The sequence below is a fragment of the Stenotrophomonas sp. SORGH_AS_0282 genome, from assembly GCF_030818125.1.
Classification (GTDB): domain Bacteria; phylum Pseudomonadota; class Gammaproteobacteria; order Xanthomonadales; family Xanthomonadaceae; genus Stenotrophomonas; species Stenotrophomonas rhizophila_A.
Map to the genome: position 1 here is coordinate 106,828 of NZ_JAUTAB010000001.1, position 25,471 is coordinate 132,298.

General features: G+C 68.9%; 26 protein-coding genes. 21 read left to right on the plus strand and 5 right to left on the minus strand.

Annotated features, from left to right (window positions below; all coding sequences use genetic code 11):
* Window positions 1-7: 7 nt before the first annotated feature.
* Window positions 8-586: a hypothetical protein gene (locus QE395_RS00390; protein WP_306987259.1), complete on the plus strand. Its 579-nt coding sequence runs from the start codon at window positions 8-10 to the stop codon at window positions 584-586.
* Window positions 587-628: 42 nt separating this feature from the next.
* Here the strand turns inward: QE395_RS00390 and hemF are convergent, their stop codons facing one another.
* From hemF to QE395_RS00410, 4 genes are read right to left on the minus strand one after another with little or no spacing between them, the layout of a single operon-like run.
* Complete coding sequence (gene hemF, locus QE395_RS00395) at window positions 629-1,534, minus strand: oxygen-dependent coproporphyrinogen oxidase (RefSeq protein WP_095363260.1); 906 nt, start codon at window positions 1,532-1,534, stop codon at window positions 629-631.
* Window positions 1,535-1,574: 40 nt separating this feature from the next.
* Window positions 1,575-2,180 carry a tetraspanin family protein gene (locus tag QE395_RS00400; RefSeq protein WP_068847817.1) on the minus strand — a complete coding sequence of 202 codons (606 nt, stop codon included), beginning with the start codon at window positions 2,178-2,180 and terminating at the stop codon, window positions 1,575-1,577.
* Between the two features lie 27 nt (window positions 2,181-2,207).
* Window positions 2,208-2,627 (minus strand): NUDIX domain-containing protein, encoded by a 420-nt coding sequence (locus QE395_RS00405; RefSeq protein WP_306987261.1) that lies wholly within the window; start codon window positions 2,625-2,627, stop codon window positions 2,208-2,210.
* Complete coding sequence (locus tag QE395_RS00410; protein WP_306987263.1) at window positions 2,624-4,990, minus strand: S9 family peptidase; 2,367 nt, start codon at window positions 4,988-4,990, stop codon at window positions 2,624-2,626. Before QE395_RS00410 ends, QE395_RS00405 begins: the two co-directional genes overlap by 4 nt.
* Window positions 4,991-5,285: 295 nt before the next feature.
* Here QE395_RS00410 and QE395_RS00415 point away from each other — a divergent pair, with 295 nt between their 5' ends.
* Complete coding sequence (locus QE395_RS00415) at window positions 5,286-6,683, plus strand: cytochrome ubiquinol oxidase subunit I (protein WP_306990381.1); 1,398 nt, start codon at window positions 5,286-5,288, stop codon at window positions 6,681-6,683.
* 1 nt (window position 6,684) lies between these two features.
* Entirely contained in the window at window positions 6,685-7,698 is a 1,014-nt protein-coding gene (gene cydB / locus QE395_RS00420; protein WP_095363255.1) for a cytochrome d ubiquinol oxidase subunit II, read from the plus strand.
* A 153-nt stretch (window positions 7,699-7,851) separates the two neighbouring features.
* Here cydB and QE395_RS00425 read toward each other — a convergent pair whose 3' ends face one another.
* Window positions 7,852-8,874, minus strand: coding sequence for a pteridine-dependent deoxygenase (locus tag QE395_RS00425; protein ID WP_306987265.1), 1,023 nt, complete (start codon window positions 8,872-8,874; stop codon window positions 7,852-7,854).
* Window positions 8,875-9,052: 178 nt separating this feature from the next.
* On the opposite strand from QE395_RS00425, the gene QE395_RS00430 reads away from it, so the two are divergent.
* From QE395_RS00430 to QE395_RS00515, 18 genes are read left to right on the plus strand one after another with little or no spacing between them, the layout of a single operon-like run.
* Window positions 9,053-9,787 (plus strand): beta-ketoacyl synthase chain length factor, encoded by a 735-nt coding sequence (locus tag QE395_RS00430; RefSeq protein ID WP_249833328.1) that lies wholly within the window; start codon window positions 9,053-9,055, stop codon window positions 9,785-9,787.
* Window positions 9,780-10,583 carry a lysophospholipid acyltransferase family protein gene (locus QE395_RS00435; RefSeq protein WP_095363253.1) on the plus strand — a complete coding sequence of 268 codons (804 nt, stop codon included), beginning with the start codon at window positions 9,780-9,782 and terminating at the stop codon, window positions 10,581-10,583. Before QE395_RS00430 ends, QE395_RS00435 begins: the two co-directional genes overlap by 8 nt.
* Window positions 10,570-10,830: a phosphopantetheine-binding protein gene (locus QE395_RS00440; protein WP_068854459.1), complete on the plus strand. Its 261-nt coding sequence runs from the start codon at window positions 10,570-10,572 to the stop codon at window positions 10,828-10,830. The genes QE395_RS00435 and QE395_RS00440 overlap by 14 nt, the downstream gene beginning before the upstream one ends.
* A gap of 19 nt (window positions 10,831-10,849) precedes the next feature.
* Window positions 10,850-11,107 carry an acyl carrier protein gene (locus QE395_RS00445; protein ID WP_068854458.1) on the plus strand — a complete coding sequence of 86 codons (258 nt, stop codon included), beginning with the start codon at window positions 10,850-10,852 and terminating at the stop codon, window positions 11,105-11,107.
* A gap of 22 nt (window positions 11,108-11,129) precedes the next feature.
* The gene (locus tag QE395_RS00450; protein WP_306987266.1) at window positions 11,130-11,681 is read left to right on the plus strand and encodes a hypothetical protein; all 552 of its coding nucleotides are present in this window, start codon (window positions 11,130-11,132) and stop codon (window positions 11,679-11,681) included.
* Complete coding sequence (locus tag QE395_RS00455; protein WP_306987267.1) at window positions 11,674-13,362, plus strand: AMP-binding protein; 1,689 nt, start codon at window positions 11,674-11,676, stop codon at window positions 13,360-13,362. Before QE395_RS00450 ends, QE395_RS00455 begins: the two co-directional genes overlap by 8 nt.
* A complete protein-coding gene (locus QE395_RS00460) occupies window positions 13,355-14,107 on the plus strand; it encodes a glycosyltransferase family 2 protein (RefSeq protein ID WP_306987268.1) in 753 nt (250 codons plus the stop codon). The genes QE395_RS00455 and QE395_RS00460 overlap by 8 nt, the downstream gene beginning before the upstream one ends.
* A complete protein-coding gene (locus tag QE395_RS00465) occupies window positions 14,104-15,051 on the plus strand; it encodes an acyltransferase (RefSeq protein WP_249833326.1) in 948 nt (315 codons plus the stop codon). The genes QE395_RS00460 and QE395_RS00465 overlap by 4 nt, the downstream gene beginning before the upstream one ends.
* The gene (locus QE395_RS00470) at window positions 15,041-16,603 is read left to right on the plus strand and encodes an aromatic amino acid ammonia-lyase (RefSeq protein ID WP_249833325.1); all 1,563 of its coding nucleotides are present in this window, start codon (window positions 15,041-15,043) and stop codon (window positions 16,601-16,603) included. The genes QE395_RS00465 and QE395_RS00470 overlap by 11 nt, the downstream gene beginning before the upstream one ends.
* Window positions 16,590-17,012: an acyl-CoA thioesterase gene (locus tag QE395_RS00475; RefSeq protein WP_210131343.1), complete on the plus strand. Its 423-nt coding sequence runs from the start codon at window positions 16,590-16,592 to the stop codon at window positions 17,010-17,012. The genes QE395_RS00470 and QE395_RS00475 overlap by 14 nt, the downstream gene beginning before the upstream one ends.
* Window positions 17,009-17,635: an outer membrane lipoprotein carrier protein LolA gene (locus QE395_RS00480; protein WP_068854451.1), complete on the plus strand. Its 627-nt coding sequence runs from the start codon at window positions 17,009-17,011 to the stop codon at window positions 17,633-17,635. Before QE395_RS00475 ends, QE395_RS00480 begins: the two co-directional genes overlap by 4 nt.
* Complete coding sequence (locus QE395_RS00485) at window positions 17,556-19,988, plus strand: MMPL family transporter (RefSeq protein WP_306987269.1); 2,433 nt, start codon at window positions 17,556-17,558, stop codon at window positions 19,986-19,988. Before QE395_RS00480 ends, QE395_RS00485 begins: the two co-directional genes overlap by 80 nt.
* Before the next feature lie 45 nt (window positions 19,989-20,033).
* Window positions 20,034-21,275, plus strand: a complete 1,242-nt coding sequence (locus QE395_RS00490; protein WP_249833323.1) for an NAD(P)/FAD-dependent oxidoreductase — start codon at window positions 20,034-20,036, stop codon at window positions 21,273-21,275.
* The gene (locus tag QE395_RS00495) at window positions 21,263-21,814 is read left to right on the plus strand and encodes a DUF3261 domain-containing protein (RefSeq protein ID WP_093532651.1); all 552 of its coding nucleotides are present in this window, start codon (window positions 21,263-21,265) and stop codon (window positions 21,812-21,814) included. Before QE395_RS00490 ends, QE395_RS00495 begins: the two co-directional genes overlap by 13 nt.
* Window positions 21,811-22,998, plus strand: a complete 1,188-nt coding sequence (locus tag QE395_RS00500) for a beta-ketoacyl-[acyl-carrier-protein] synthase family protein (RefSeq protein ID WP_095363244.1) — start codon at window positions 21,811-21,813, stop codon at window positions 22,996-22,998. Before QE395_RS00495 ends, QE395_RS00500 begins: the two co-directional genes overlap by 4 nt.
* Window positions 22,995-23,456 carry a hotdog family protein gene (locus QE395_RS00505; protein WP_176472616.1) on the plus strand — a complete coding sequence of 154 codons (462 nt, stop codon included), beginning with the start codon at window positions 22,995-22,997 and terminating at the stop codon, window positions 23,454-23,456. Before QE395_RS00500 ends, QE395_RS00505 begins: the two co-directional genes overlap by 4 nt.
* Complete coding sequence (fabG, locus tag QE395_RS00510; RefSeq protein WP_095363242.1) at window positions 23,453-24,184, plus strand: 3-oxoacyl-ACP reductase FabG; 732 nt, start codon at window positions 23,453-23,455, stop codon at window positions 24,182-24,184. Before QE395_RS00505 ends, fabG begins: the two co-directional genes overlap by 4 nt.
* On the plus strand, window positions 24,184-25,425 hold the full coding sequence (locus tag QE395_RS00515; RefSeq protein ID WP_095363241.1) for a beta-ketoacyl-ACP synthase: 1,242 nt from the start codon (window positions 24,184-24,186) through the stop codon (window positions 25,423-25,425). The genes fabG and QE395_RS00515 overlap by 1 nt, the downstream gene beginning before the upstream one ends.
* Window positions 25,426-25,471: the final 46 nt, after the last annotated feature.

Here is a 25,471-nt window from a genome sequence, read left to right on the forward strand (position 1 = left end):
GCCTGCGATGCCCCTTGATGCCGTTACCACTACGCTCTCATCGAGCTCCACGACCCGGCGGTGGGTCTCTGTCTATCTGGAACGCCCGGGTGCAGTTCTGCACGGGAACGATACGCCGCATACGGACGATACGCCTCCGACGTATGACCAGGTCATCGGGCCAGACGGGGGACTGCCCACTTACGCCCAGGCGGCGAGGCAGGACGCCTCAAGACGACTGCCGGACTCGCGCGCCATTCCACAGAACGTCGCCAACGAGCCGGGCGCATCGTCCTCGCCGTCGTACGCGTACGCGTATGCGTCCACCGCCCCCGAACACCCGCAGGTCCAGGCCCGCGAACTGAACAAGCTGCTGAAACGCATCGCGCGCAATGAAATCAAGCTGGTCAAGGCCCACGACATCATGCTCGAGGATGCTGTGGACCGCTTCGTTCGCCACCAGGTGCTGGGCAACTTCTGCGGTGGCGGATTGTTCGATGACAGCGCCAGCGAAGACAGATCCATGGCCGAACGCAATTACCTGCACTACGCGAAAAAGCTGCCGAAATTGCAGGCCGAGTACGCGGCCATGCTCCAACGCCCGTAGCGCCACGCCCTGCGTGGCTGCGCCCCTCGTAACCCGCCCGCGCTACGCCCCCGCCACCCAGTCGCGCGGCACCAGGTAATCGCCCAGACGCGCTTCGGCGCTGCCGGGCTCGGGCTGGAACCCATACTCCCAGCGCACGCGGGGCGGCAGGCTCATCAGAATGCTTTCGCTGCGCCCGCCGCTCTGCAGCCCGAACAGCGTGCCGCGGTCGTAGACCAGGTTGAACTCCACGTACCGGCCCCGCCGGTACAGCTGGAACTCGCGCTCGCGTTCGCCGTACGGGGTGTGCTTGCGGCGTTCCACGATCGGCAGGTATGCCTGCAGGAAGCCATCGCCCACCGCGCGGAGGTAGGCGAAGTCGCGTTCGAAGTCGCCGTGCAGGTCGTCGAAGAACAACCCGCCCACGCCGCGCGTTTCGTTGCGGTGGCGCAGGAAGAAATACTCGTCGCACCAGCGCTTGTGCGCCGCATAGCGTTCTTCGCCGAACGGGGCGCACAGGTCGTGGGCGGCCTGGTGCCACTGCTGCACGTCCTCGTCGAACGGGTAGAACGGGGTCAGGTCGAAGCCGCCGCCGAACCAGGAGGCCACCTGCTGCCCATCACGCTCGGCGCTGAAGTAGCGCACGTTGGCGTGGGTGGTGGGCAGGTAAGGATTGAGCGGGTGGAACACCAGCGACACGCCGGTGGCGCGCCACGACGCGCCAGCCAGCTCCGGCCGGTTTGCCGAGGCCGACGGCGGCAGACGCGTGCCGGAGACGTCGGAGAAGCCGATACCGGCCTGCTCGAACACCGCGCCATCGCGCAGGAGGCGGGTACGGCCACCGCCGCCCTCAGCGCGCTGCCAGAGATCTTCGGTGAAGCGGGCCTGGCCGTCGGCGGTCTCGACCGCGCCGCAGATGCGGTCCTGCAGGTCGGTCAGGTAGCGGCGTACGCGCTCGAATTCGTTCATGGCGGTACTTTACCGCAGGGCAGCGAGGCAGCGCCTCGATCTACGGGGCCTTTGCGGCGAACCATCGCCGCACGTCCGGGCGCAGCACGCGTGCCACCAGCCAGGCGTGCAGTGCGGCGAACGCCAGCGCGGTGAGCACGGTCAGGCCGGTGTAGATCACGCGCTGCATCTGCAGGTCGCGGCGCAGCTGGCCGGCATCGGCGTCTGCGTGCGGCGGCAGGTGCACGATCAGCTGGCGGAATACCTCGTCGATCACCCACGCACCGACGAAGTTCAGCAGCGCGGTGACCACCAGCAGCACGATGAAGGTCCACAGCGCCCAACGGTTGCGCCGCAGCAGGCCCCAGCATGCCGCAGCCCCCACCAGGGAAAGGACCAGCATGCCCACGTTCACCGCGACCGCATGCCGGCCGAACCAGCGCAGCGACGACGGCATCCAGGACAGGTCGGCGCCGTCCAGCAGGTCCTTCAACCAGGCCGACTGGGCGAGCAGCGCGGCGAGCACCGCGCCACCGGCCCAGCACACGGCCGACACGATGCACACCACCAACACCGACTTGGCCAGCGGGGCAAGGAAGGTCGGGGTGCCATCCCCCTTCGGGCGCGGATGGGCAACGGGCAGCAGCGGGGGCGTAATCGAAGACATCCGGTGTCCTGGCAGTGTGCGGTGGGGTCAGCCCGGCGCGATCACGCGCGCGGCCGCCGGCAGGATATGGTCTTCGCTCAACGGTGCCAAGCGGCGCCCGTGCGGTGGCCGCAACGGCACCCAGGCCAGTTCGGCGATCTCCGCCCGCGCCTGTGGGGTGCCCAGCACCTGTACCCACCAGGCCTCGGCGTGCACCCGGCAGCCGGTTTCATGCACCGCCCAGTCGCTGTAGGCGCCCAGCGGCACCGCCGTGGCGGGGTCCAGCTGCACGCCCAGTTCCTCGTCCAGCTCGCGCGCCAGCGCGGCCAGCGGTGCCTCGCCCGGCTCGGGCTTGCCGCCCGGCTGGATGAACACCGCCGAGCCGTGCTTGCGCACCACCAGCACGCGCCGGGCGGCATCGGTGATGACCGCGGCGACGATCCGTATCGTCGCCGCGTCGTGGCTCACTTCAGGTTCTCTTCGAACAGTTTGAGGATACGCTTGTACTGGTCCAGCCAGGAATCGGCACGCACGTAGCCGTGGCGTTCCAGCGGGTAGGGCGCGATGCTCCAGTTGTCCTTGTGCAGCTCGATCAGCTTCTGGGTGAGGTTGACCGAGTCCTGGAAGAACACGTTGTCGTCCATCATCCCGTGCGCGATCAGCAGGTGGTCCTGCAGGCCCTCGGCATATTCGATCGGCGAGGAGACGCGGTAGGCCTCCGGGTCGATGTCCGGGGTGTTGAGGATGTTGGCGGTGTAGCCGTGGTTGTACTGGTGCCAGTCCACCACCGGGCGCAGCGCGGCGCCGGCCTTGAAGGTGCCCGGCGAACGGAACAGCGCCATGAAGGTCATGAAGCCGCCGTAGGAGCCGCCGTAGATGCCGGCATGGTCGCGGTCACCCTGCTGGGTGGCCACCAGCCAGTCCAGGCCGTCCTTGTAGTCTTCCAGCTCCGGGTGGCCCATGTTGCGGTAGATCGCCGTGCGCCAGTCGCGGCCGTAGCCCTCGCTGCCGCGGTAATCCATGTCCAGCACCACGTAGCCCTGCTGCACCAGCAGGTTGTGGAACATCTGCTCGCGGAAGTAGGCCGGGTAGCGCTGGTGCACGTTCTGCAGGTAACCGGCGCCGTGCACGAACATGGCGATCGGGTACTTCCTGCCCGGCTCCAGGTTCTCCGGGCCGTAGTACTTGGCCCAGACCACGCCCGCGCCGTGCTTCGAAGGCACCTGCACCAGCTTGGGCTGGATCCACTGGCGGGCCTTGAAGGCGGCAGTGCGGGTGTCGGTCAGCACCTTGGCCTGGCCTCCCGCGGTGGGCACCACCGCCAGCTGCGCCGGCAGGTAGGCGCCGGAGTAGCGCACCAGCAGCTGCTGGCCGTCCGGGGACAGCGAGAAGTCTTCCACGCCGTTGAGCGAGGTCAGCTCACGCACCTGGCGCGAAGCGGTATCCACCGCGCACACCTCGTAGTCGCCCGGGGCCTGCTGGTTGCACAGCACGTAGAAGCCACGGCCGTCGGCGCTGGGCACCGGCATCGAGGTTTCCCACTTGCCACCGGTCAGCGCCTGCGGCTTGGCCGTGCCCTGCTGGGTGTACAGGTGCGAGTAGCCGGACTCTTCGGACAGCAGCCACAGCGTGCGGTTGTCGTTGGACCAGCCGAAGTCGTTGAAGCTCCAGTTGATCCAGGCCGCGTCGGTGAGGCGGTGGCGGGTCTGCAGCCTGGCCTCGGCCGGGCTGACGCTGGCGATCCAGCGGTCCTTGTTGTCGTTGGCGCGCAGCAGGATCGCGGCCTGCTGGCCGTCATTGCTCCAGCGGATGCCCGGCGCGCCGGGGCCACCCAGCACCTGCACCGGGCGGCTGCCCTTCAGCGCGTCCTTGCCGGCGGCCTTTCGCAGCGCAGCCAGCGGGTCGGTGCCGATGCCCGGCAGGCTGTCCAGCGACAGCGGCTTGACCGTGCCGGTGACGGCGTCGACCAGCCACAGCGCGTTCGGTTCCGGGTCGTTGCGGCCCACGCGGGTACGGGTGTCCTCGAACTCCTCGTAGCCCGATTCGGTCACGTACTTGGGCATCTTGCCGCCGCGGCCTTCGTCGAAGCTCTTCGGCTTGGTCACCACGATCAGGCTGCGGGTGTCGGGCGACAGCGCGCTGTCGACGATCTCCACATCGGCGCCCAGGTACACCGGGCCCGGCGCGCGGGTGCTGTCGGCGCGGCGCCAGCTGGCTTCCTGCTCCTTCAGTGCGTCGCGCTGGGCGCGGTCGTTGCGCAGCGTGGCCAGGGTGCGCAGCTGCTGGTCGCGCAGCACGTCGGCCTTGGGCGCATCGTCCGGGTTCTTTTCAGCCTTCAGGCTGGCCACCTGCTGCACGCCGCCGGCGGCGGTCCAGTGGAACCAGTTCTGGCCGGTGCGCCAGATCACCCCGCCGTCGCGGGCGAAGTTGACCGCGCTGGCCTTCTCGGTGCTGCGGGTGAGCTGGGTCAGCGCGCCGCTGCGCAGGTCGCGCAGGAACACGTCGCCGTTGCGCACGAACACGCTGCGCTGGCGGGCGCTGTCGTACACCGGGGCGTCCACGTCCAGGCTGCCGCGCTGGTCATCGGCGACCTGGGTGGCGGTACCGCCGTTGACCGGCTGGCGGAAGGTATCGCGGACCGGGCTGCCGGTGCGCTTGAGCTGGTACTCCACCTGCTGGCTGTTCCACGACCACCAGGCGCTCTCGACCGGCGGACCGATCCAATCCGGGTCGGCCATGGCCTGTTCGATGGTGATCGGCGTCGGTGCCGCGTGGGCCGCGCCGCCAAGGGTGGCAAGCAGCAGCAGGGACAAGGGCAGCGTTCTGGGCATTGCGGGCAGCACCGTAAAGGAAAACCCGCCAAGCGTAGCAGCCGTAACGCGCGCCGGAAGGGGCCACAGGTCATGGGCGGCGCTCGCCGAACGGCCCCACCGGTAGCGCACGACCGTTGGTCGTGCGGCGGCGCACCGCGCCGGGCTCCTGGCGCCGGCCCCACCGTATCGACCAACGGTCGATACCTACCGTGGCTGCGACAAAGTGAAGCAGCGCGTCACCGGGTCGCATGCCCTCTTCACGGAAATCGGCCCAGACTGGTGCGGATTCCAGAGAATGCTGCGGAGGCGTCGCTTGGACGCGTTGTTGTTGTCGCGGATCCAGTTCGGGTTCGTCATCAGTTTCCATGTGCTGTTTCCGGCCTTCACCATCGGCACGGCCAGCTGGCTGGCCTTCGTGGAGGGCCAGTGGCTGCGCACGAAGAAGCCCATCTGGCGCGAGCTGTACTTCTTCTGGCAGAAGGTCTTCGCGGTGTCCTTCGGCATGGGCGTGGTCAGCGGCATCGTCATGGCCTTCCAGTTCGGCACCAACTGGCCGCGGCTGAGCCAGGTGGCCGGCAGCGTGATCGGGCCGCTGCTCACCTATGAAGTGCTCACCGCGTTCTTCCTGGAGGCCAGCTTCCTGGGCGTGATGATGTTCGGCTGGGGCAAGGTCTCGCCGCGCCTGCATTTCCTGTCCACCTGCATGGTGGCGCTGGGCACGCTGGTGTCTACCTTCTGGATCCTCTCGTCCAACAGCTGGCTGCAGACCCCGGCCGGGCACGCCATCATCGATGGCATCGTGGTGCCGCAGGACTGGTGGCAGGTGGTGTTCAACCCCTCCTTCCCGTACCGGCTGGCGCACATGGCGCTGGGCTCGTTCATCACCACCTGCTTCGTGATCGGCGGGGTGGGCGCGTGGTACCTGCGCAAGGGCACCCACGTGGAGGCCGGGCGCACCATGCTGCTGGCCGCGGTGGCGTTCGCCGCGCTCACGGTACCGGTGCAGATTTTCGTGGGTGACATGCACGGCCTGAACACCCTCAAGCACCAGCCGATGAAGATCGCGGCGGTGGAAGCGCACTGGCATGCCGAAGGCGAGGGCGAAGGCGTGCCGCTGGTGGTGTTCGCGGTGCCCAACGAGAAGGCCGAGCGCAACGACTTCGAGATCGCCATCCCGCGCCTGGGCAGCCTGATCCTGACCCATTCACTGGACGGGACCTTCGATCCGCTAACTTCCGTGCCGGCCAGCGAGCGGCCGCCGGTGGTGCCGGTGTTCTTCGCCTTCCGGATCATGGTCGGGCTGGGCACGCTGATGCTGCTGCTGGCCTGGGCTTCGGCCTTCCAGTGGTGGCGGGGCCGCCTGCTGGAATCGCGCTGGCTGGTGCGCGGCTGGAACTGGATGCTCCCCAGCGGCTTCATCGCGCTGGTGTCGGGCTGGTTCGTCACTGAAATGGGCCGCCAGCCGTGGGTGGTCTACGGCGTGCTGCGCACCGCCGATGCGGTGGGCCCGCAGAGCGCGTGGATGACCGCGCTGTCGCTGGGCGTGTACATCGTCGGCTATGCGTTCGTGTTCGGCTGGGGCATCTGGTACCTGGTCAAGATCATCCGTACCGGGCCCAAGCCGCACGACCAGCAACCGCCGATCGAAGACGGCAGCCACACCCCGGCGCGGCCGCTGTCCGGTGCCGACGAACCGCTGGAGGAGCGCTGACATGGAGATGACGACCTGGCTGCCGGTGGCATGGTTCGCGGTGATCGGCTTTGGCGTGCTGATGTACGTGGTGCTGGATGGCTTCGTGCTGGGCATCGGCATCCTCGCGCCGATGGCCGAGGATGAAGAACAACTCGACGTGATGATGAACACCGCCGCGCCGATCTGGGACGGCAACGAAACCTGGCTGGTGCTGGGCGGTGCAGGGCTGATGGCCGCCTTCCCCAAGGCCTATGCCGCGCTGCTGTCGGCGCTGTACCTGCCGGTGCTGCTGCTGGTGGTGGCGCTGGTGTTCCGCGGGGTGGCGTTTGAATTCCGCTTCAAGGCGCACCGTTCTCGGCGGCTGTGGAGCGTGGCCTTCGGACTGGGCTCGGTGCTGGCCGCGTTTGCACAGGGCGTGATCCTGGGTGCGCTGGTGCAGGGCCTTCAGGTGGTGGACGGGCAGTACGTGGGCGGGCCGTTCGGCTGGTTCAGCCCATTCTCGATGCTGACCGGCGCGGCGGTGGTGTTCGGCTATGCGTTGCTGGGCAGTACCTGGCTGATCCTGAAGACCGAAGGCCGCGAACAGGCCTTCGCGCGCACCCTGACCCGGCCGCTGGTGGTGGCGGTGATCGTGTTCATGGGGCTGGTCAGTGCGTGGCTGCCGTTCCTGGATTCGCGCCTGATGGCGCGCTGGTTCAGCGACGGCAACTTCTGGTGGCTGTCGCCGGTGCCGCTGCTCACCCTGGGCGTGGCGGTGGCGCTGTGGCGCAGCGCCATGCACCCGCGCCGCGACCTGCCGCCGTTCCTGCTGACGCTGGCGCTGTTCGTGCTCGGCTTCATCGGACTGGTGCTGGGCATGTGGCCCTACCTGCTGCCGCCCAGCATGACCCTGTGGCAGGCCGCGGCGCCGGCTTCGTCGATGGGCTTCAGCCTGGTCGGCCTGGTAGTGCTGCTGCCGGTGATCCTGGGCTACACGGCGTGGTCGTACCGCGTATTCCGCGGCAAGGTCCGCGCGGACGCCGGATACCACTGACCGGGTCCGGGTGACGACCAACGGTCGTCACCTACCGGCATGCGGTACATCCCGGAACGGACGATTCGGGGCACATCCCCGGCCCGGCCGAAACGCGGCACATCCCTGGCCAGGCGATACGCGGTAGGTGACGACCGTTGGTCGTCACGCGCGTCACCCGTGCAGGCCTTCGATCTCGACCAGCAATTCGGCGCGGCACACCTCGGCGTGCAGCACCACGAAGGCAGGGCTGCCCGGCAGGTCGGCCATCCGCGCTGCAATCGCCGGCATGTCCTCGGCCCGGCGCACATACACCTTCAACACGGATTCCGCGCCCAGCGCAGCCGGCAACCCCGGCCTTTGCAGGCGCGCGGCGTCCACCAGGCTCTGCAGGTTGGTCAGGGTCTCTTCCAGCTGCTCGGCCACCGACCCGGTGTGCTGCGAGACATGGCCAACGATGGCGGCGGTGCCCGACTGCAACAGCGGCAGGCCGGTCGCCAGCGGCGGCAGCAGGGCGCGCGAGAAGCTGGGCGACTGCGGGCCGTACTGGCGCGGGTAGCGGAACGCGCTGATCTGGCGGGGGTTCTCCAGCGGCAGGCCGGCCTCGCGGGCCGCCAGCCAGTACACCTGCAGCCGCCGTACGCCATCGAAACGGCCAATGCAGGTGGCCGCCGGCAGGGCGGCCTCGTCCAGCTCGCGCAGCCCACGCACCCGGCCCACGCAGAAGCGCCGGTAGCGTTCCTGGTCGCCGTCGCCTTCGGTCACCGCGTCCAGGTAGTTCCAGGTGCGCAGCAGGTGCGGGAAACCGCAGTTGGCCAGAAAGCCACTCATCCGAGCGTAGGCGTCTGCCGCGGCCGACTCGATATCACCGGCGACCTCGTCAATTTCGATCGCGCCGAACAGCAACGTGTCGTTGGCCGACCAGCGCACGCCCTCGCGCACGCCGTGCTGCACCGGGCCGGCGCCCTGCCAGATCTCGACCTGCGCCGGGCCCTCTTCGGCCAACGGCACCTGCAGCCAGCGCGGGTCCTCGCAGGGCGCGGCAGCGGCTGAAAAGCCGAACACGGCCAGCGTGCGTGGGTCGGCCAGGGCGGCGTCGCGTTCAGCAGCAGGGGCATAAAACGCACGGAACAGCGCGGGGTCTGCCGAGGGGGAAAGGACCTGCGCGGCCGCTACGCTGTGGATCGTGCTACTCATTTCAGATTGTGAAAACTGCCAGTGCCGAGGGTGTCATGATAGCGTGCGCTCCTTTCGCGGCGTGCCGAACACGCCGGACGATGTCGAAGACAGGCGTGGGCCGGCTGGAATGGGGGAGCCGATCCGCGTTGCCACCACGGCTCGTGCTGTCCAGGTGCCCATAACCATGTTGGCGTGAATGATCGAGTTCTCTGTTGTTGATTGGTCGGCCTGGGCACCGGGACTGACCACGAAATCGGATTGGCAGGCGTGGGCCCACGCACCGGCGTTGCCCGAAGGCGACGACACGCCCGGATTGCCGGAAGTGCCGGCCATGCAACGCCGCCGCATCGAGCGCCTGGGCCGCATGGCCATCCAGGCCGCGTGCTGGTGTGAACAGCCGGACGATGCCGGCCAGGTGCCGCTGGTGTTCGCGTCCCGGCATGGCGACGTGGCGCGTTCGATGGAACTGCTCGATACCCTGCGCCAGGATGCCCCGATGTCGCCCACCGGCTTTGGCCTGTCGGTGCACAACGCGGTGGCCGCGCTGTATTCGATCGCGCGCGGCCAGCGCGGCAACTACCTGGCCCTGGCCGGCGGCCGGGGCACGGTGGAGGCCGCCTGCGTGGAGGCCTTCGGGCTGCTCGCCGATGGCGCCCCGGAAGTGCGCGTGATCGCCTACGAATCGCCGCTGCCGGCGGTGTACGCCGGGTTCGCCGATGAGCCTGACCCCTTCTTCGCCTGGTGCTGGCGGCTGGCCCGCGCCGATGCGCCGGGCACCCGGCTTTCGCTGGGCTGGGGCCGGGGCGGGCAGGACAGCCCGCCCGGCGCGCTGCCTCACAGCCTGGACGCGCTGCGCTTCCTGCTGTCGGGCGAGCCGGCGCTGCGGTTCCAGGCCGATGGCCAGCAGTGGTCCTGGCAGCGCCATGGCTGAGCGCTGGCGCGCCCGCCTCGACCACGCCTGGCGCGTGGTCGGCACCGGCTTCAGTTTCGCCGCCTTCGGGATCGGCGGGCTGCTGCTGGGTGGGCTGCTGTTCCCGCTGCTGCTGCTGGTCCGCCACACCGCCCGGCGGCGCACCCTGGCGCGCCGGCTGGTCCAATTCAGTTTCGCCAGCCATGTCGCGCTGATGCGCTGGCTGGGGGTGATGACGTACGAGATCCGGGGCGCCGAACGCCTGCAGCGCAACGGTCTGCTGATCCTGGCCAACCATCCCACCCTGATCGACGTGGTGCTGCTGATCGCCCAGCTGCCCAACGCCGACTGCGTCGTGAAGCAGGCTGTCGCCTGCAACCCCTTCATGCGCGGCCCGGTCCGCGCGGCCGGCTATGTGGCCAATAGCGACGGAGCGGGGCTGATCGATGACTGCATCGCCGCCGTGAAGGCCGGGGGCAACCTGGTGATCTTCCCGGAGGGCACCCGCACTGTCCCGGGACAGCCGCTGCGGCTGCAGCGCGGCGCCGCCAACATTGCCGTCCGGGGCCGGTTGGACATTACCCCGGTCAGGATCACCTGCACCCCGCCTACCCTGACCAAGGGCCAGAAATGGTATCGTGTGCCATCACGGCGTTTTCACGTTCAGCTGGAAGTCGGGGAAGATCTCCCGATCGCCCCGTTCCTGACCGGGGCCGACGATACGCCCAGGGGGGATGCCTTGGCGGCCCGGCGCGTGACCGATCACCTTGCCCACTACTTTGACTTCGCTGGAGAACCAAGCCGTGCAGGCACTTGAGCACGAGATCAAGGAATTGATCATTTCATCGCTTTCATTGGAAGACATCACTCCGGACGACATCGACGCCGCCGCACCCCTGTTCGTGGAGGGGCTGGGCCTGGATTCGATCGACGCGCTTGAACTTGGTTTGGCCCTGCAGAAAAAGTACGGTGTCAGCCTGTCCGCCGACTCGGAAGAGACCCGTCGCCATTTTTCCAGCGTGCGTGCCCTTGGCGAGTTTGTCGCCGCACGCCAGCAGTCTTAACGGCGTCTCAGGATTTGCCATGACCAAGAACGAACTTTTCGATCGCATCGTCAAGATCCTCAAGGACAGCTTTGAGATCGAACCGGTGCGCATCACGCCCCAGGCCCGCCTGTACGACGACCTGGACATCGACAGCATCGATGCCGTGGACCTGATCGTGCAGCTCAAGCCGCTGCTCGGCCGCAACCTGCAGCCGGAAGCCTTCAAGGCGGTCCGCACCGTGCAGGACATCGTCGATGTGGTGCATGGGCTGCTGCCCGGGCAAGCGGCCGCCTGACGGCCGCCGCTGAAGATCGACCATGGTCCGGGTACGCGTCGCGGCGTTTGCAGTGCTGTCGCTGGCGTACCCGCTGGTGGTGTATCTCTCGCTGGGGCGGTTCGAGCCGCGCTGGATGGCCCTGCTGCTGTTCGCCCTGGCCGCGCTGCGCGCGCTGACCACCCGCCAGCCGGTGTGGTGGGCCGCCGCGATCGGCGCCGGCGTGCTGGCCCTGCTGGCCACCGCGTTCAACCAGGCCCTGCCGTTGAAGCTGTACCCGGCGCTGGTCAATGTGGTGATGCTGGTGATCTTTGCCACCAGCCTGCGTTTCCCGCCCAGCGCGGTGGAGCGGCTGGCGCGCTTGACCGAGCCGGAACTGCCGCCGTTCGCCGTGGTCTATACCCGCCGTGTCACCCAGGTGTGGTGCGGCTTTTTTGTTCTCAACGGGGGCCTGGCCCTGCTCACGGCGTTCTGGGCCTCCAACCAGGTCTGGGCGCTCTACAACGGATTGTTGGCGTACGTGATGATGGGTGTCCTGTTTGGTGGTGAATGGCTGGTGCGGCGGCGGGTGAAGGCGGCACACGCGCATGGCTGAGTGGATCGCGCTGGACCGGTTGGCGCAGCTGCCCCGGGCCGAACGCATCGTCGGAATCGATGCGGCAGGCAGTGCCGTGGCGCACCCGCAGTTCCGCACCCGGGTCATCGGCTGGCAGCAGGCCTTCGCCGCCGCGCCTGGCCGCGACTGGGCGCTCTATTTCGACGACACCCTGGACTTCGCCGCCGCGCTGTTCGGCGCCTGGCACGCCGGCAAGCGGGTGTTCCTGGGCGGCGACAACCTGCCGGGCACCCTGGACGGGCTGGCCCCGCGCGTGGCCGGCTTCGCCGGTGACGTGCCGGCGCATCTCGCGCCGCTGCAGCCGCGCGACGCCGGCGACCCTCAGGCCGAGCTGGCCGTGCTGGACGAAGACGCGCTGGAACTGGTGGTGTTCACCTCCGGCAGCACCGGCGCGCCCAGCGCTATCAGCAAGCGCATGCGCCAGCTGACCCGCGAGGTGGATGCGCTGCAGGCCGCGTTCGGTGCGCAGCTCGATGGCGCGCAGGTACACGGCACGGTCTCGCACCAGCACATCTACGGCCTGCTGTTCCGCGTGCTGTGGCCATTGGCGGCCGGCCGCGCGATCCAGCCGCGCCGCTTCTTCCATGAAGACCTGGTCAGCGCGCTGGCGCACCAGCCCTCGGTGCTGGTCGCTACCCCGGCCCATCTCAAGCGCCTGCCCGAACAGCTGGACTGGTCATCGCTGAGCGGCCAGCTACGCGCGGTGTTTTCCTCTGGCGGCCCGCTGCCCAGCGAGGCCGCGCTGCAGGCCCGCGCACTGCTTGGCGTGGCACCCACCGAAGTGTTCGGCAGCAGCGAAACCGGCGGCATCGCCTGGCGCCAATGGAGCGCCGAGCAGCCGCAGTGGCACCCGCTGCCGGGCGTGTCCTGGCGGATCGAGGAAGGCTGCCTGGCCGTGTCCTCGCCGCACCTGGTCGACGATGCCTGGTGGCAGACCCAGGACCGCGTGGAGGCCGATGCCGGGCGCAGCTTCCGCCTGCTCGGGCGCGCCGACCGCATCGTCAAGATCGAAGAACGCCGGGTCTCGCTCGACGCGCTGGAACAGCAGCTGCGCGCGCACCCGCAGGTACAGGACGTGCGCGTGCTGGTGCTGCAGGGCGCACGCGAACAGCTTGCCGCCGTGGTGGTGCCGCACAACGGTGGCGTGGCGCAGTGGACCGATGCACAGCGCCGCCAGCTGTCGCAGGCGCTGGGTGCGCACCTGGCCCACAGCCATGATGCGGTGACCCGCCCGCGGCGCTGGCGCTTCATCGACGAACTGCCGTACAACGCGCAGGGCAAGATCACCGCCGCCGCGCTGGAAGCGTTGTTCCGACCGCTGCTGCCGGTGGCACAGTGGCAGCAGCGCGCCGCCGACGCGGCCGTGCTGGTGCTCCCGCTCGAACCGGACCTGGTCGCCTTCGATGGCCACTTCCCGCAGGCGAAGATCCTGCCCGGGGTGGTCCAGCTGGACTGGGCGATCCATTACGCGCGCGAAGCCTTCGCCATGCCGCCGCGTTTCGAGCGGATGGACGCCCTGAAATTCCAGCACGTGGCGCGGCCGGGCGATCGCCTGCAGCTGACGTTGGGCTGGGATGCGCTGAAATCGGTGCTGAGCTTCCGCTATGTCTCCGACCACGGCGTGCATGCCAGCGGGCGGGTGGTGTTCGGCGATGCTTGAGCCGCTGGTGGTGATTCCCGTCTACGACCACGAACACGCCATCGGCGCGGTGGTGCAGGGCGTGCGTGCCAGTGGCCTGCCGTGCCTGCTGGTGGATGATGGCTCGCACCCGGCCTGCGCGCAGGTGCTGCAGGCGTTGGCGCAGGCACACCCGGAGCAGGTCACCCTGCTGCGCCTGGCGGTGAACCAGGGCAAGGGCGGCGCGATGCTGGCCGGCTTCGCTGAAGCGGCGCGGCGTGGTCATACCCACGTGCTGCAGATCGATGCCGACGGCCAGCACGACCCGGCCGATATTCCGCGCTTCGTGAGCTTGGCCACGCAGCACCCGCAGGCGGTGATCTGCGGCATTCCGGTCTACGACGACAGCGTGCCCAAGGCACGCCTGTACGGGCGCTATGCCACCCATATCTGGGTCTGGATCAATACGCTGTCGCTGCAGATCCGCGATTCAATGTGCGGCTTCCGGCTGTATCCGCTGGCCCCGGTCACCCGCCTGGTGGGCGAGGAAACCATCGGCCGGCGCATGGATTTCGACAGCGAGATCCTGGTGCGGCTGTTCTGGCGTGGCGTGCAGGTGATCAGCCTGCCCACCCGGGTGACCTATCCCAGCGATGGCGTGTCGCACTTCGATGTGTGGCGCGACAACGTGCGCATCAGCCGCATGCACACCCGCCTTTTCTTCGGCATGCTGCGGCGCGCCCCGCGCCTGCTGTGGCGCCGCGTCGCAGGAACCGGGGCGGCATGAACGCACCGGCACCGGCCAACGCCCCGCACTGGGCCGACCTGGGCGAGACCACCTCGGCCGCCGGGGTGCTGTTCCTGTGCTGGGTGCACCGCTGGTTCGGACGCTGGCCGTTCCGCCTGTGCGTATACCCGGTGGTGCTGTGCCATTGGTTGAGCAACGGCGTGGCGCGCCGCGCCTCGCTGCAGTACCTGCAGCGGCTGCAGGCGCACACCGGGGTGCTCGGCGGTACGCCGGGGCGCTGGACCAGCCTGAAACACTTCGCGCTGTTCGCCGACACGCTGCTGGACAAGCTGCTCGGCCTGGGCGGGCGCTACCCGCCCGAGCGCATCCAGCTGCAGCGCGACCTGATGCTGGAAAAGATCGCACGCCGCGAAGGCGGGCTGATCCTCACCGCGCACATCGGCTGCCTGGAACTGTGCCAGGTGCTGGCCGAGCAGGTGCCCGGCTTCCACATCACCGTGCTGGTGCACACCGCGCATGCGCAGCGCTTCAACCGGCTCATGCAGCGGCTGGATCCGCTGGCCTCGGTCGAACTGATGCAGGTCACCGACATGGGCCCGGCCACCGCCGTGGAGCTGCAGCGCCGCGTGCAGGCCGGCGGATTCGTGGCCATCGTCGGCGACCGCGTGCCGCTGCGCGGCGGGCGCACCGTGCCGGCACCGTTCCTGGGCCATACCGCGCAGTTTCCGATCGGCGCCTATGTACTCGCCTCGGCGCTGGCCTGCCCCGTGTACACCATGGCCTGCCTGCACGAAGGCAAGGGCTACCGCGTGCGCTTCGAGCACTTCAGCGACCGCATCACCCTGCCGCGCGGCTCGCGCGATGCCGCGCTGACCGCGCAGGCCGAACATTTCGCCCGGTGGCTGGAACTCCAGGTCACCGAAGCCCCCTTGGACTGGTTCAACTTCTTCCCCTTCTGGGATCAGGCATCTCATGGCACGTAATGCAGGCTCCACCCCGGCCCGGACGCTCCGCTTCGGCGATGCGCCGCTGACCATTGAAGACGTGGTCGCGCTGTCGCAGCGCCAGGCCGACGCCGTGGTCAGCGACGACCCGGCATTCACCGCGCGCATCCAGCGCGGCGCCGATTTCCTCGATCGCCTGCTGCGCGAGGACGGGGTGATCTACGGCGTGACCACTGGCTACGGCGATTCGTGCACGGTCAACATTCCACCGGCACTGGTGGCCGAACTGCCGCACCATCTGTTCACCTACCACGGCTGTGGCCTGGGCCGCTTCCTGGACGAACAGGAGACCCGTGCGGTCATCGCCGCGCGCCTGGCCTCGCTGGTGCGTGGCATGTCGGGCGTGAGCCATCCGCTGCTGCAGGGCCTGGCCACGCTGCTGCGCCACGACGTGCTGCCGCTGATTCCGGCCGAAGGATCGGTCGGCGCCAGTGGCGACCTCACTCCGCTGTCCTACGTGGCCGCCGTGCTCTGCGGCGAACGCGAAGTGATGTACCAGGGCGCACGCCGCCCGGCCGCCGAGGTGCTGGCCGAGATCGGCATGGCCCCGCTGCGGCTGCGGCCGAAGGAAGGCCTGGCGATCATGAACGGGACCGCGGTGATGACCGCGCTGGCCTGCCTGGCCTACGACCGCGCCGATTACCTGACCAGGCTGGCGACCCGCTTGACCGCCTTCAACGTGCTGGCCAGCGACGGCAACGCACACCATTTCGATGAAATGCTGTTCGCCGCCAAGCCACATCCGGGCCAGATGCAGATCGCCGCGCGCCTGCGCGACGACCTGCACAGCGACCGCCCGCCCCGCAACGAGCAGCGCCTGCAGGATCGCTACTCGCTGCGCTGCGCCCCGCACGTGATCGGCGTGGTCCAGGATGCGCTGCCGTTCCTGCGCCAGTTCATCGAAACCGAACTCAACAGCGCCAACGACAACCCGCTGATCGACGCCGATGGCGAGCGCATCCTGCACGGCGGCCATTTCTACGGTGGCCACATCGCCTTCGCCATGGATGCGCTGAAGAACACCATCGCCAACCTGGCCGACCTGCTCGACCGCCAGCTCGCTCTGGTGGTGGACGCGCGCTTCAACCATGGCCTGCCGGCCAACCTGTCGGCTTCCACCGGTGAGCGTGCGGCGATCAACCACGGCCTGAAGGCGCTGCAGATCAGTGTCTCGGCGTGGACCGCCGAAGCGCTCAAGCAGACCATGCCGGCCTCGGTGTTCTCGCGTTCCACCGAATGCCACAACCAGGACAAGGTCAGCATGGGCACCATCGCCGCGCGCGACTGCCTGCGCGTGATCGAGCTGACCGAACAGGTGGTGGCCGGCATGCTGATCGCCGCGCGCCAGGGCGTGGCCCTGCGCGAGCGGGTCGGCATGAACGCCACCCTGCACGGCGACCTGGCCGGCATGTACCAGGACCTGTGCGGACGCATCGCGCTGGTGGAAGAAGACCGCGCCCTGGACGGCGAGCTGCGCAGCCTGCTCGACGATATCCGTGGCCAGCGCTGGAGCCTGTATGACCGTCCCTGACCTGAGCTTCGAGGTCGCGCTGTCGCCGACCTTCCACGACTGCGATCCGATGCACGTGGTGTGGCACGGCAACTACTTCAAGTACTTCGAAGTGGCGCGCTGCGCGCTGCTGCAACGCTATGACTACGACTACCCGCAGATGCGCGATTCCGGCTACATCTGGCCGGTGGTCGACGCGCGGGTGAAGTACATCCGCCCGCTGCTGTACGGCCAGGCGCTGCGCGTGCGCGCCACCATCACCGAGTGGGAAAACCGCCTGAAGATCGCCTACGAGATCTTCGACGCCGACAGCGGCCAGGTGCTCACCCGCGCCCACACCATCCAGGTCGCGGTCGACGCGGCCACCAACGAAATGCTGTACCTGTGCCCGTCGGTGCTCTGGGAACGGCTGGGAGTACAGGTGCCATGATCCGTTTCCTGCGCACGCTGGGCGTGCTGGTGCTGCTGGCCGTGGCCAGCCCCGTGCTCGCCGCGCCGGCCGCCAGCGTGGACCTGGTCAAGCAGCGCGTGGCCAAGGTCAACGTGCTGCGCGGCGAATTCAGCCAGGACAAGCAGGTTTCCGGCTTCAAGAATCCGCTGCGCTCCCAGGGCCGCTTCGTGCTGGCCCAGGACCGTGGCGTGATCTGGACCACGCTCAAGCCGTTCCCCTCCGAAGTGGTGGTCACCCGCGACCGCATCCTCAGCCGCCAGCGCGATGGCAGCAGCCGGGTTGAACTGGATGGCCGCCAGCAGCCGGCGATGCGCTCGGTCAACGCGATCATGTTCGCGCTGATGAGCGGCGATGCGCAGGCGCTGTCCGCGCAGTTCACGGTGAAGGTCGACGCGCTGCCCGACAACGGCTGGCGCATGCACCTTACCCCGCGCTCGCCGATGCTGGCCAAGGTGTTCAGCGCGCTCGAACTGAGCGGCGACCGTTACGTGCGCGAGGTGCAGATCACCGAAGCGAACCAGGATGTCACCCGCATCCACTTCACCGCCCTGGGCGAAACCCCGGCGCAGCTCAGCGCCGACGAGGACCGCCGGTTTGAATGAGTCGTTGAATTCGGCCTGGCGCGAGAACGGCCGGCTGCAGCGCGCATGGCGCTGGCTGGCGGTGGCGTGGCTGCTGGTGCTGGTCGGGCTGGGCGTGCAGCAGTGGCAGCTGTGGTCGAAGGAATCGCGGATCGACACCGACATCCTGGCGCTGCTGCCGCAGGATGCGCACGACCGCCTGCTGTCCGATGTAACCCGGCGCATCGCCGATGCGAATGCGCGGCAGATCGTGGTGCTGCTCGGCAGCGCCGACGGCGCGGCCACCAAGGCCGCCGAACAGGCTTTCCGCCAGCGCCTGCGCGACGATCCGCAGGGCAAGGCGTTGTTGCAGGAAAGCGGCTCCATCGAAGGCTGGTTCGACCAGGCGCGCGCGTTCTACGCGCCGTACCGCGACCGCCTGCTGACCGGGCAGCAGCGCCAGCGCCTGCAGGATGAGTCCGCCGAAAGCCTGTCCGAATCCGCGCTGGCCGCGTTGTACGGCCCGATGGGCGCGCCGCGCCTGACCGAATGGCGGCAGGACCCGCTGTCGCTGTGGCCGCAGTGGTGGCAGGAGCGGGCGGCCGCCTCCGGCCTGCGCATGGGCGACGACGGCCTGCTCGACGCCGATGGCAAGCACTGGTCGGTCATCCAGTACGAAACGCTGGGTTCCGCGTTCCAGCTCGATGGTGAGCGCCATATCGACCTGCTGCTCGATGCCGCCACCGCCGCTGCGGCCAAGCATGCGCCCGGCCTGGAAGTACTGCGCGCCGGGGTGCCGCTGCACGCCGAAGCCGCTGCGGTGCAGGCCAACTGGGAAATCAACACCATCGGCTGGGGTTCGCTGGCGGCGGTGCTGCTGCTGGTGTGGCTTGCGTTCCGTTCGCTGCGCCCGATCCTGCTGGTGGCCGCCTCGCTGCTGATCGGCTGCGGCGTGGCGCTGGCGGTGACCGTGCTGGTGTTCGGCAAGGTGCACGTGCTGACCCTGGTGTTCGGCGCCTCGCTGGTCGGCGTCGCCGAGGATTACGGCATCCACTGGTTCGCCTCACGCCAGGCCGAGCCGGCTGACCGCCGCTGGAAACTGCTGCGGCACCTGCTGCCCGGCCTGTGGCTGGCCCTGGTGACCAGCGCGCTGGCCTACCTCGCGCTGGGCCTGGCGCCGTTCCCCGGCCTGCGCCAGATGGCGCTGTTCTCCGTAGTGGGCCTGGCCGGTGCGTTCCTGACCGTGATCTTCTGGTTCCCGTGGCTGGATGGCGGCGAAATCCGCAGTACCCGCTTCGCGCGCTGGCTGGGCGCCACGCTGGAGCGCTGGCCGCGCCTGCACGGGCGCCGCCCGGTCGGGTTGTTCCTGGGTGCGGTGGTGGTGCTGTCGGGCCTTGGCATGCTGCGCTTGACCGCGGACGACAACCTGCGCAGTCTGCAGTCCTCGCCGATGTCGCTGATCAACCAGCAGATCCGCATCAGCCAGATGCTGGGCATGCCCAGCCCTGCGCAGTTCTACCTGGTGCAGGGCGACACCGCCGAACAGGTGCTGGAACGCGAAGAAGCGCTGATCGAGCGCCTGCGCGTGCTCTCGGCCAACAAGCAGATCGGCGGCTACCGCGCGATCAGCGAGTGGCTGCCGTCGGTACAGCGCCAGCATGCCGATGCCGCGCTGACCGCGCGGGTCGAGCCGCAGGTACTGGCTGCCGTCAGCGACACCGTCGGCGAAACCCTGCAGCGCCCGGACTACGCGGCACACGACCTGCAGGCAGAAGCGTTCCTGGCGTCGCCCGCCGCCATGCCGTTCCGCCACTTGTGGCTGGGCGAAGTGGGCAAGGGCATGGCATCGGTGGTGATGGTCGATGACCTCTCCCGCGCCGATGCGCTGACGCTGCTGGAAGCGCAGGCCAAGGGTATCGACGGCGTGCGCTGGGTCGACCGCACCGCCGATTTTTCCGCGCTGCTCAAGCACTACCGCAAGCTGATGAGCGCGCTGCTGCTGGTGGGCATCGTGCTGGTGTTCGCGGTGCTGTACTGGCGCTACCGCGCGCAGGCATGGCGCGTGTTCGCTCCCACGCTGGCGGCCGGCGCGCTCACCCTGGGCCTGCTGGGCCTGTTCGGGCAGCCGCTGCAGCTGTTCAATGTATTGGCGTTGATGCTGCTGCTCGGCATGGGCATCGATTACGGCATCTTCCTGATCGAACACCGCGGCGATGCCAGCGCCTGGCTGGCGGTCTGCGTCGGCGCGGCCAGCACCTGGCTGTCGTTCGGCCTGTTGGGCCTGTCGGCCACGCCGGCGCTGCGCGCGTTCGGTCTCACACTGCTGTTCGGCATCGGCCTGGTCTGGTTGATCTCGCCGCTGTTCCGCCCGCCACCGCACGACGCACCGCACTGAGCGCCCGCGCCGGACTCCCCCTACTTCTTGATCAAGGATGCATCGATGACCGCAGCACTGGAAACAACTGAAATCCTGGTGATCGGCGCCGGCCCTGCCGGCTCCGTGGCCGCCGCCATGCTGCGCCAGCAGGGCCGCCAGGTGCTGATGCTGGAGCGCCAGCAGTTCCCGCGCTTCTCCATCGGCGAGAGCCTGCTGCCGCAGAGCATGGAGTACATCGAAGCGGCCGGCCTGCTGCAGGACGTGGTCGAAGCCGGCTTCCAGTACAAGAACGGCGCGGCCTTCGTGCGCGGCGAGCGCACCACCGAGTTCGACTTCCGCGACAAGTTCTCGCCGGGCTGGGGCACCACCTACCAGGTGCAGCGCGCCAATTTCGACGACGTGCTGGCGCGCGGTGCCGAGCGCATGGGAACCACCCTGCGCTTCGGCGACGAAGTGCTGTCGGTCGAGCCCGGCAGCCCGGCGCGCGTGCAGGTGCGCCGCCCGGATGGCAGCGAGTACACCATCGAAGCTGGCTTCATTCTCGATGCCAGCGGCTTCGCGCGCCTGCTGCCGCGCCTGCTCAACCTGGAATCACCGTCGAACTTCCCGGTGCGCGGCGCGATCTTCTGCCACGTGCGCGACCACATTCCGGCCGATGCCGGTTTCGACCGCAACAAGATCCTGATCACCACCCATCCCGAACACGTGGACGTGTGGTACTGGACCATCCCGTTCTCCAACGGCTGCTGTTCGCTGGGCGTGGTGGCCGAGCCGAGCTTCTTCGAGAAGTACGACGGCACCGACCTGGAGAAGCTGCAGGCCATCGTCGGCGAAGACCCGAACCTGACCCGCCTGCTGAAGAACGCCGAATGGGCGGTGCTGCCGGTGCGCACCATCACCGGCTATTCGGCCAACGTCAGCTCGCTGTGGGGCGAGGGCTACGCGCTGCTGGGCAACGCCGGCGAGTTCCTCGACCCGGTGTTCTCCTCCGGCGTGACCATCGCCTTCAAGTCCGCGCAGCTGGCCAGCGACTGCCTGGCGCGCCGGCATGCCGGTGAGCAGGTGGACTGGGAGCGCGAATTCGCCATTCCGCTGCGCGCCGGGGTGAAGACCTTCCGCCGTTTCGTCGAGGCCTGGTACGCCGGTGGCTTCCAGAAGATCATCTACCACCCCGACCCGCAGCCGGATGTGCGCCGCATGATCTCCTCGATCCTGGCCGGCTACGCGTGGGACACCAACAATCCGTACGTGGCCGATGACACCGGCCGCCGCCTGCGGGTGCTGGAGGAACTGTGCACCGGCTGATCCTGACGTTGCTGTTGAGCGTGTTGCTGGCGGCCTGCGCCAGCACCCGCATGCCCGCTCCCCTGGTGCAGCTGCCGACCCTGCAGCTGGCGCCCTCGGCGCTGGCCGAACCGCTGCAGCTGCAGCAGCGCCTGCAGTTCCGCTTCGGCAGCCACGAGCGCGAGCTGGATGCGCTGCTCGAGGCCGATGGCGAGCAGGTGCGGTTGGCGGTGCAGGCGATGGGCCAGACCGGCGTGCGCATGGTCTGGGACGGGCACACCCTGGAACAGACCCGCGCCCCGTGGCTGCCGCCGCAGGTGCGTGGCGAACGCGTGCTGGATGACCTTCAGTTCGCGCTGTGGCCGGCCGATGCCATCCGGGCGAAGCTTCCCGCGGGATGGAGCCTGGTCGAGGCCGACGGAGGCCGCCGCCTGGAGCAGGGTGGCAAGGCGTGGCTGGTACTGGAACCGCTCGACGGCGGCCGCCTGCGCCTGCGCAACCTGGCCGAAGGCTATGAACTGGTGATTGAATCGTTGGACATGGGACAGGCACGACAGTGAGCAGTACCGCGGTTTATCTGAACGAACTGGGCGTGGTCTGCGCACTGGGCAGCGGGCGCGCGCAGGTGCGCGACGCGCTGTTTGCCGACCAGCCCGGGGGCCTGCGCGGCAACGACACCCTGATCGCCGGCCGCACCCTGGCGCTGGGCGAAGTGAGCGGGCCGCTGCCGGACCTGTCGTCGTTGCCGGTGGCGCTGCGCGGACGCAACAACGCGCTGCTGGAAACCGCGCTGCTGCAGATCCGCCCGGCGGTGGAAGCGGCGATCGCGCGCTTCGGCGCCGAGCGCGTCGCAGTGATCATCGGCACCAGCACCTCGGGCATCGGCGAATCCGAAGGCGCGCTGCGCCTGCAGGCCGACGAAGGCCGTTGGCCGGACGGTTTCGACTACGCGCAGCAGGAAATGGGCACCTCGGCGCGCTTCGTGCGCGAGCGGATCGGCAGCGATGGCCCGGCCTGGACCATTTCCACCGCCTGCTCGTCCAGCGCCAAGGCGCTGATGTCCGCCGCGCGCCTGCTGCGTTCGGGAGTGGTCGACGCGGTGGTGGCCGGTGGCGCCGATTCGCTGTGCCGCTTCACCGTGGCCGGCTTCTGCGCGCTCGAATCGGTGTCGGCCGCGCGCTGCAACCCGTTCTCGCGCCACCGCAACGGCATCAACATCGGCGAGGGCGCCGCGCTGTTCCTGATGACCCGCGAGCCGGGACCAGTGCGCCTGTCCGGCTGGGGCGAATCCTCCGACGCGCACCACATGTCCGCGCCGGACCCGCAGGCGCGCGGCGCCATCGAGGCCATCCAGCAGGCGCTGGACCGCGCCGGCCTGGCCCCCGACCAGATTGATTACGTCAACCTGCACGGCACCGCCACCGGCCACAACGACGCCATGGAAAGCCTGGCCGTGGCCAGCGTGCTGGGCACGCAGGTGCCTGCCAGCTCGACCAAGCCGCTGACCGGGCACACCCTGGGCGCCTCGGGTGCGATCGAAGCGGCGCTGTGCTGGATGACCCTGGCCGACAACCCGGACCAGCGCCTGCCCACGCACTGGTGGGACGGGCAGGGCGACGAGGCGCTGCCGGCGCTGGCCCTGGTGGCGCCTGGCACGCGCGCGGCGCAGCCGCTGCAGCATGTGCTCAGCCATTCGTTCGCCTTCGGCGGCAGCAATGCCGTGCTGGCGCTGGCGCGGGGATGAGCATGCAGTTGCCGACCGATATCGAAAGCGTGCTGCCGCATCGCGACAGCCTGCGGCTGATCGACCGGGTCATCGAATGGCAGCCGGAATCCATCGTGGTGGAAGTGGACGTGCCCACGCACGGCCTGTTCTCCACCCCTGCCGGGGTGCCCGCCTGGGTGGGCGTCGAGTACATGGCACAGGCGATTGCGGCCTGGGCCGGCTGCCGCGCGCGCGCCGAAGGGCGCGAGCCGTCGATCGGGTTCCTGCTCGGCACCCGCCGCTATACCGCCCACCAACCGGCCTTCACGCCGGGCAGCTGCCTGCGGGTGGAGGCACACTGCGAGCTGATGGGCGAAAATGGACTGGGCATGTTCGCCTGCCGGATCCTGGCAGGGGATGTTGAATTGGCGGTCGCCAACGTATCGGTGTTCGAACCACGCGATGCGATGGCTTATCTGGAGAGTGGAGAGGCATGACAGGGAATCTCACCGTGCTGGTGACCGGCGCCAGCCGGGGCATCGGCCGCGCCGTGGCGCTGCGGATCGCGCGCGATGGCTTCGACGTAGTGGTGCATTGCCGCAGCAGGATCGACGAAGCGCAGCAGGTGGTCGCGGAGATCCAGGCACTGGGCCGCCAGGCCCGCGTGCTGGTGTTCGACGTGTCCGACCGCGAGGCCGCCCGCACCGCGCTGGAGGCCGATGTCGAGGCGCACGGCGCCTACTACGGCGTGGTCTGCAACGCCGGCATCGCCCGTGACGGCGCCTTCCCGGCCATGCCCGCCGAGGACTGGGACGCGGTGGTGCACACCAACCTGGACAGCTTCTACAACGTGCTGCACCCGCTGGTGATGCCGATGGTGCGGCGGCGCAAGCCCGGCCGCATCGTCACCCTGTCTTCGGTGTCGGGGCTGGTCGGCAACCGCGGGCAGACCAACTACAGCGCGGCCAAGGCCGGCATCATCGGCGCCACCAAGGCGCTGGCGCTGGAACTGGCCAGCCGCGCGATCACCGTCAACTGCGTGGCACCGGGCCTGATCGAGACCGAGATGGTCAACGAAGAAGTGCTTGAGCACGCCCTGAAACTCATTCCCGCCGGGCGCATGGGCCAGCCGGACGAAGTCGCGCACGCGGTCTCGTTCCTGCTCTCTGAATCGGCCGGCTACATCACCCGCCAGGTGATCTCGGTCAACGGAGGGATGGTCTGATGAGCCGACCCGATCGTCGCGTCGTGGTGACCGGTGCCGCCGCCATCAGCCCGCTGGGCCACGACTGGCCGAGCATCCGCGCGCGCCTGCATGCCCAGGAAAACGCGGTGCGCTACATCCCCGGCTGGGAAGTGTTCGACGGCCTCAACACGCGCCTGGCTGCACCGGCCGAAGACTACGAGCTGCCCTCGAACTACAACCGCAAGACCACCCGCAGCATGGGCAAGGTGGCGGTGATGTCGGTGCGCGCTACCGAACTGGCGCTGGAAGCGGCCGGCCTGCTCGGCCATCCGGTGCTGCGCAGCGGCCTGGCCGGGGTGGCCTACGGGTCGTCGTCGGGCAGCCATGAAGCCACTGCCGAATTCGGCCGCATGCTCCACGAGCACACCACCGAAGGCATCAGCGCCACCACCTACCTGAAGATGATGAGCCACACCTCGCCGGTGAACATCGGCGTGTTTTTCGGCTTGTCCGGTCGCGTGTACACCACCTCCAGCGCCTGCACCTCCGGCAGCCAGGGCGTGGGGTCCGGTTACGAGGCGATCCGCAGCGGCAAGCAGACGGTGATGGTCACCGGCGGCGCCGAACAGCTCGACGCCACCGCCGCGGCGGTGTTCGACACCCTGTTCGCCACCAGCGTGCGCAACGATGCGCCGAAGACCACCCCCAGCCCGTTTGATGCCCACCGCGACGGCCTGGTGCTGGGCGAGGGCGCCGGCACCCTGATCCTGGAAGAGCTGGAACACGCGCAGGCGCGCGGCGCCACCATCCTGGCCGAAGTGGTCGGCTACGGCACCAACAGCGACGGCCAGCACGTCACCCAGCCCACCGCCGACACCATGGCCCAGGCCATGCGCCTGGCGCTGGAGGACGCGGGGCTGGAACCGGGCCAGATCGGCTACGTCAACGCACATGGCACCGCCACCGAACACGGCGACATCGCCGAAACCCAGGCCACCGCCCAGGTGTTCGGCGCAGGCATGCCGATCAGCTCGCTGAAGAGCTATGTCGGCCACATGCTCGGCGCGTGCGGCGCGTTCGAGGCCTGGGTGACCATCGAAATGATGCGCGAAGGCTGGTTCGCCCCGACCCTGAACCTGCACGAGGTCGACCCGCGCTGCGGCGCGCTCGATTTCATCCGCGGCGAAGGCCGGCAGATGCAGCCCGAGTACGTGATGAGCAACAACTTCGCCTTCGGCGGCATCAACACCTCGTTGATCTTCCGCCGCTGGCAGGACTGACTTTCCCCCGAGCAACACCCCGCCTTACCAACAAGGAGATGTTTGA

Coding starts and splice junctions, on each gene's coding strand:
- QE395_RS00390 (WP_306987259.1), top strand. CDS start 8: ATGCCCCTTGATGCCGTTACCACTACGCTCTCATCGAGCTCCACGACC.
- hemF (WP_095363260.1), bottom strand. CDS start 1,534: ATGAACGAATTCGAGCGCGTACGCCGCTACCTGACCGACCTGCAGGAC.
- QE395_RS00400 (WP_068847817.1), bottom strand. CDS start 2,180: ATGTCTTCGATTACGCCCCCGCTGCTGCCCGTTGCCCATCCGCGCCCG.
- QE395_RS00410 (WP_306987263.1), bottom strand. CDS start 4,990: ATGCCCAGAACGCTGCCCTTGTCCCTGCTGCTGCTTGCCACCCTTGGC.
- cydB (WP_095363255.1), top strand. CDS start 6,685: ATGGAGATGACGACCTGGCTGCCGGTGGCATGGTTCGCGGTGATCGGC.
- QE395_RS00425 (WP_306987265.1), bottom strand. CDS start 8,874: ATGAGTAGCACGATCCACAGCGTAGCGGCCGCGCAGGTCCTTTCCCCC.
- QE395_RS00430 (WP_249833328.1), top strand. CDS start 9,053: ATGATCGAGTTCTCTGTTGTTGATTGGTCGGCCTGGGCACCGGGACTG.
- QE395_RS00435 (WP_095363253.1), top strand. CDS start 9,780: ATGGCTGAGCGCTGGCGCGCCCGCCTCGACCACGCCTGGCGCGTGGTC.
- QE395_RS00445 (WP_068854458.1), top strand. CDS start 10,850: ATGACCAAGAACGAACTTTTCGATCGCATCGTCAAGATCCTCAAGGAC.
- QE395_RS00450 (WP_306987266.1), top strand. CDS start 11,130: ATGGTCCGGGTACGCGTCGCGGCGTTTGCAGTGCTGTCGCTGGCGTAC.
- QE395_RS00455 (WP_306987267.1), top strand. CDS start 11,674: ATGGCTGAGTGGATCGCGCTGGACCGGTTGGCGCAGCTGCCCCGGGCC.
- QE395_RS00460 (WP_306987268.1), top strand. CDS start 13,355: ATGCTTGAGCCGCTGGTGGTGATTCCCGTCTACGACCACGAACACGCC.
- QE395_RS00465 (WP_249833326.1), top strand. CDS start 14,104: ATGAACGCACCGGCACCGGCCAACGCCCCGCACTGGGCCGACCTGGGC.
- QE395_RS00470 (WP_249833325.1), top strand. CDS start 15,041: ATGGCACGTAATGCAGGCTCCACCCCGGCCCGGACGCTCCGCTTCGGC.
- QE395_RS00475 (WP_210131343.1), top strand. CDS start 16,590: ATGACCGTCCCTGACCTGAGCTTCGAGGTCGCGCTGTCGCCGACCTTC.
- QE395_RS00480 (WP_068854451.1), top strand. CDS start 17,009: ATGATCCGTTTCCTGCGCACGCTGGGCGTGCTGGTGCTGCTGGCCGTG.
- QE395_RS00485 (WP_306987269.1), top strand. CDS start 17,556: ATGTCACCCGCATCCACTTCACCGCCCTGGGCGAAACCCCGGCGCAGC.
- QE395_RS00490 (WP_249833323.1), top strand. CDS start 20,034: ATGACCGCAGCACTGGAAACAACTGAAATCCTGGTGATCGGCGCCGGC.
- QE395_RS00505 (WP_176472616.1), top strand. CDS start 22,995: ATGAGCATGCAGTTGCCGACCGATATCGAAAGCGTGCTGCCGCATCGC.
- fabG (WP_095363242.1), top strand. CDS start 23,453: ATGACAGGGAATCTCACCGTGCTGGTGACCGGCGCCAGCCGGGGCATC.
- QE395_RS00515 (WP_095363241.1), top strand. CDS start 24,184: ATGAGCCGACCCGATCGTCGCGTCGTGGTGACCGGTGCCGCCGCCATC.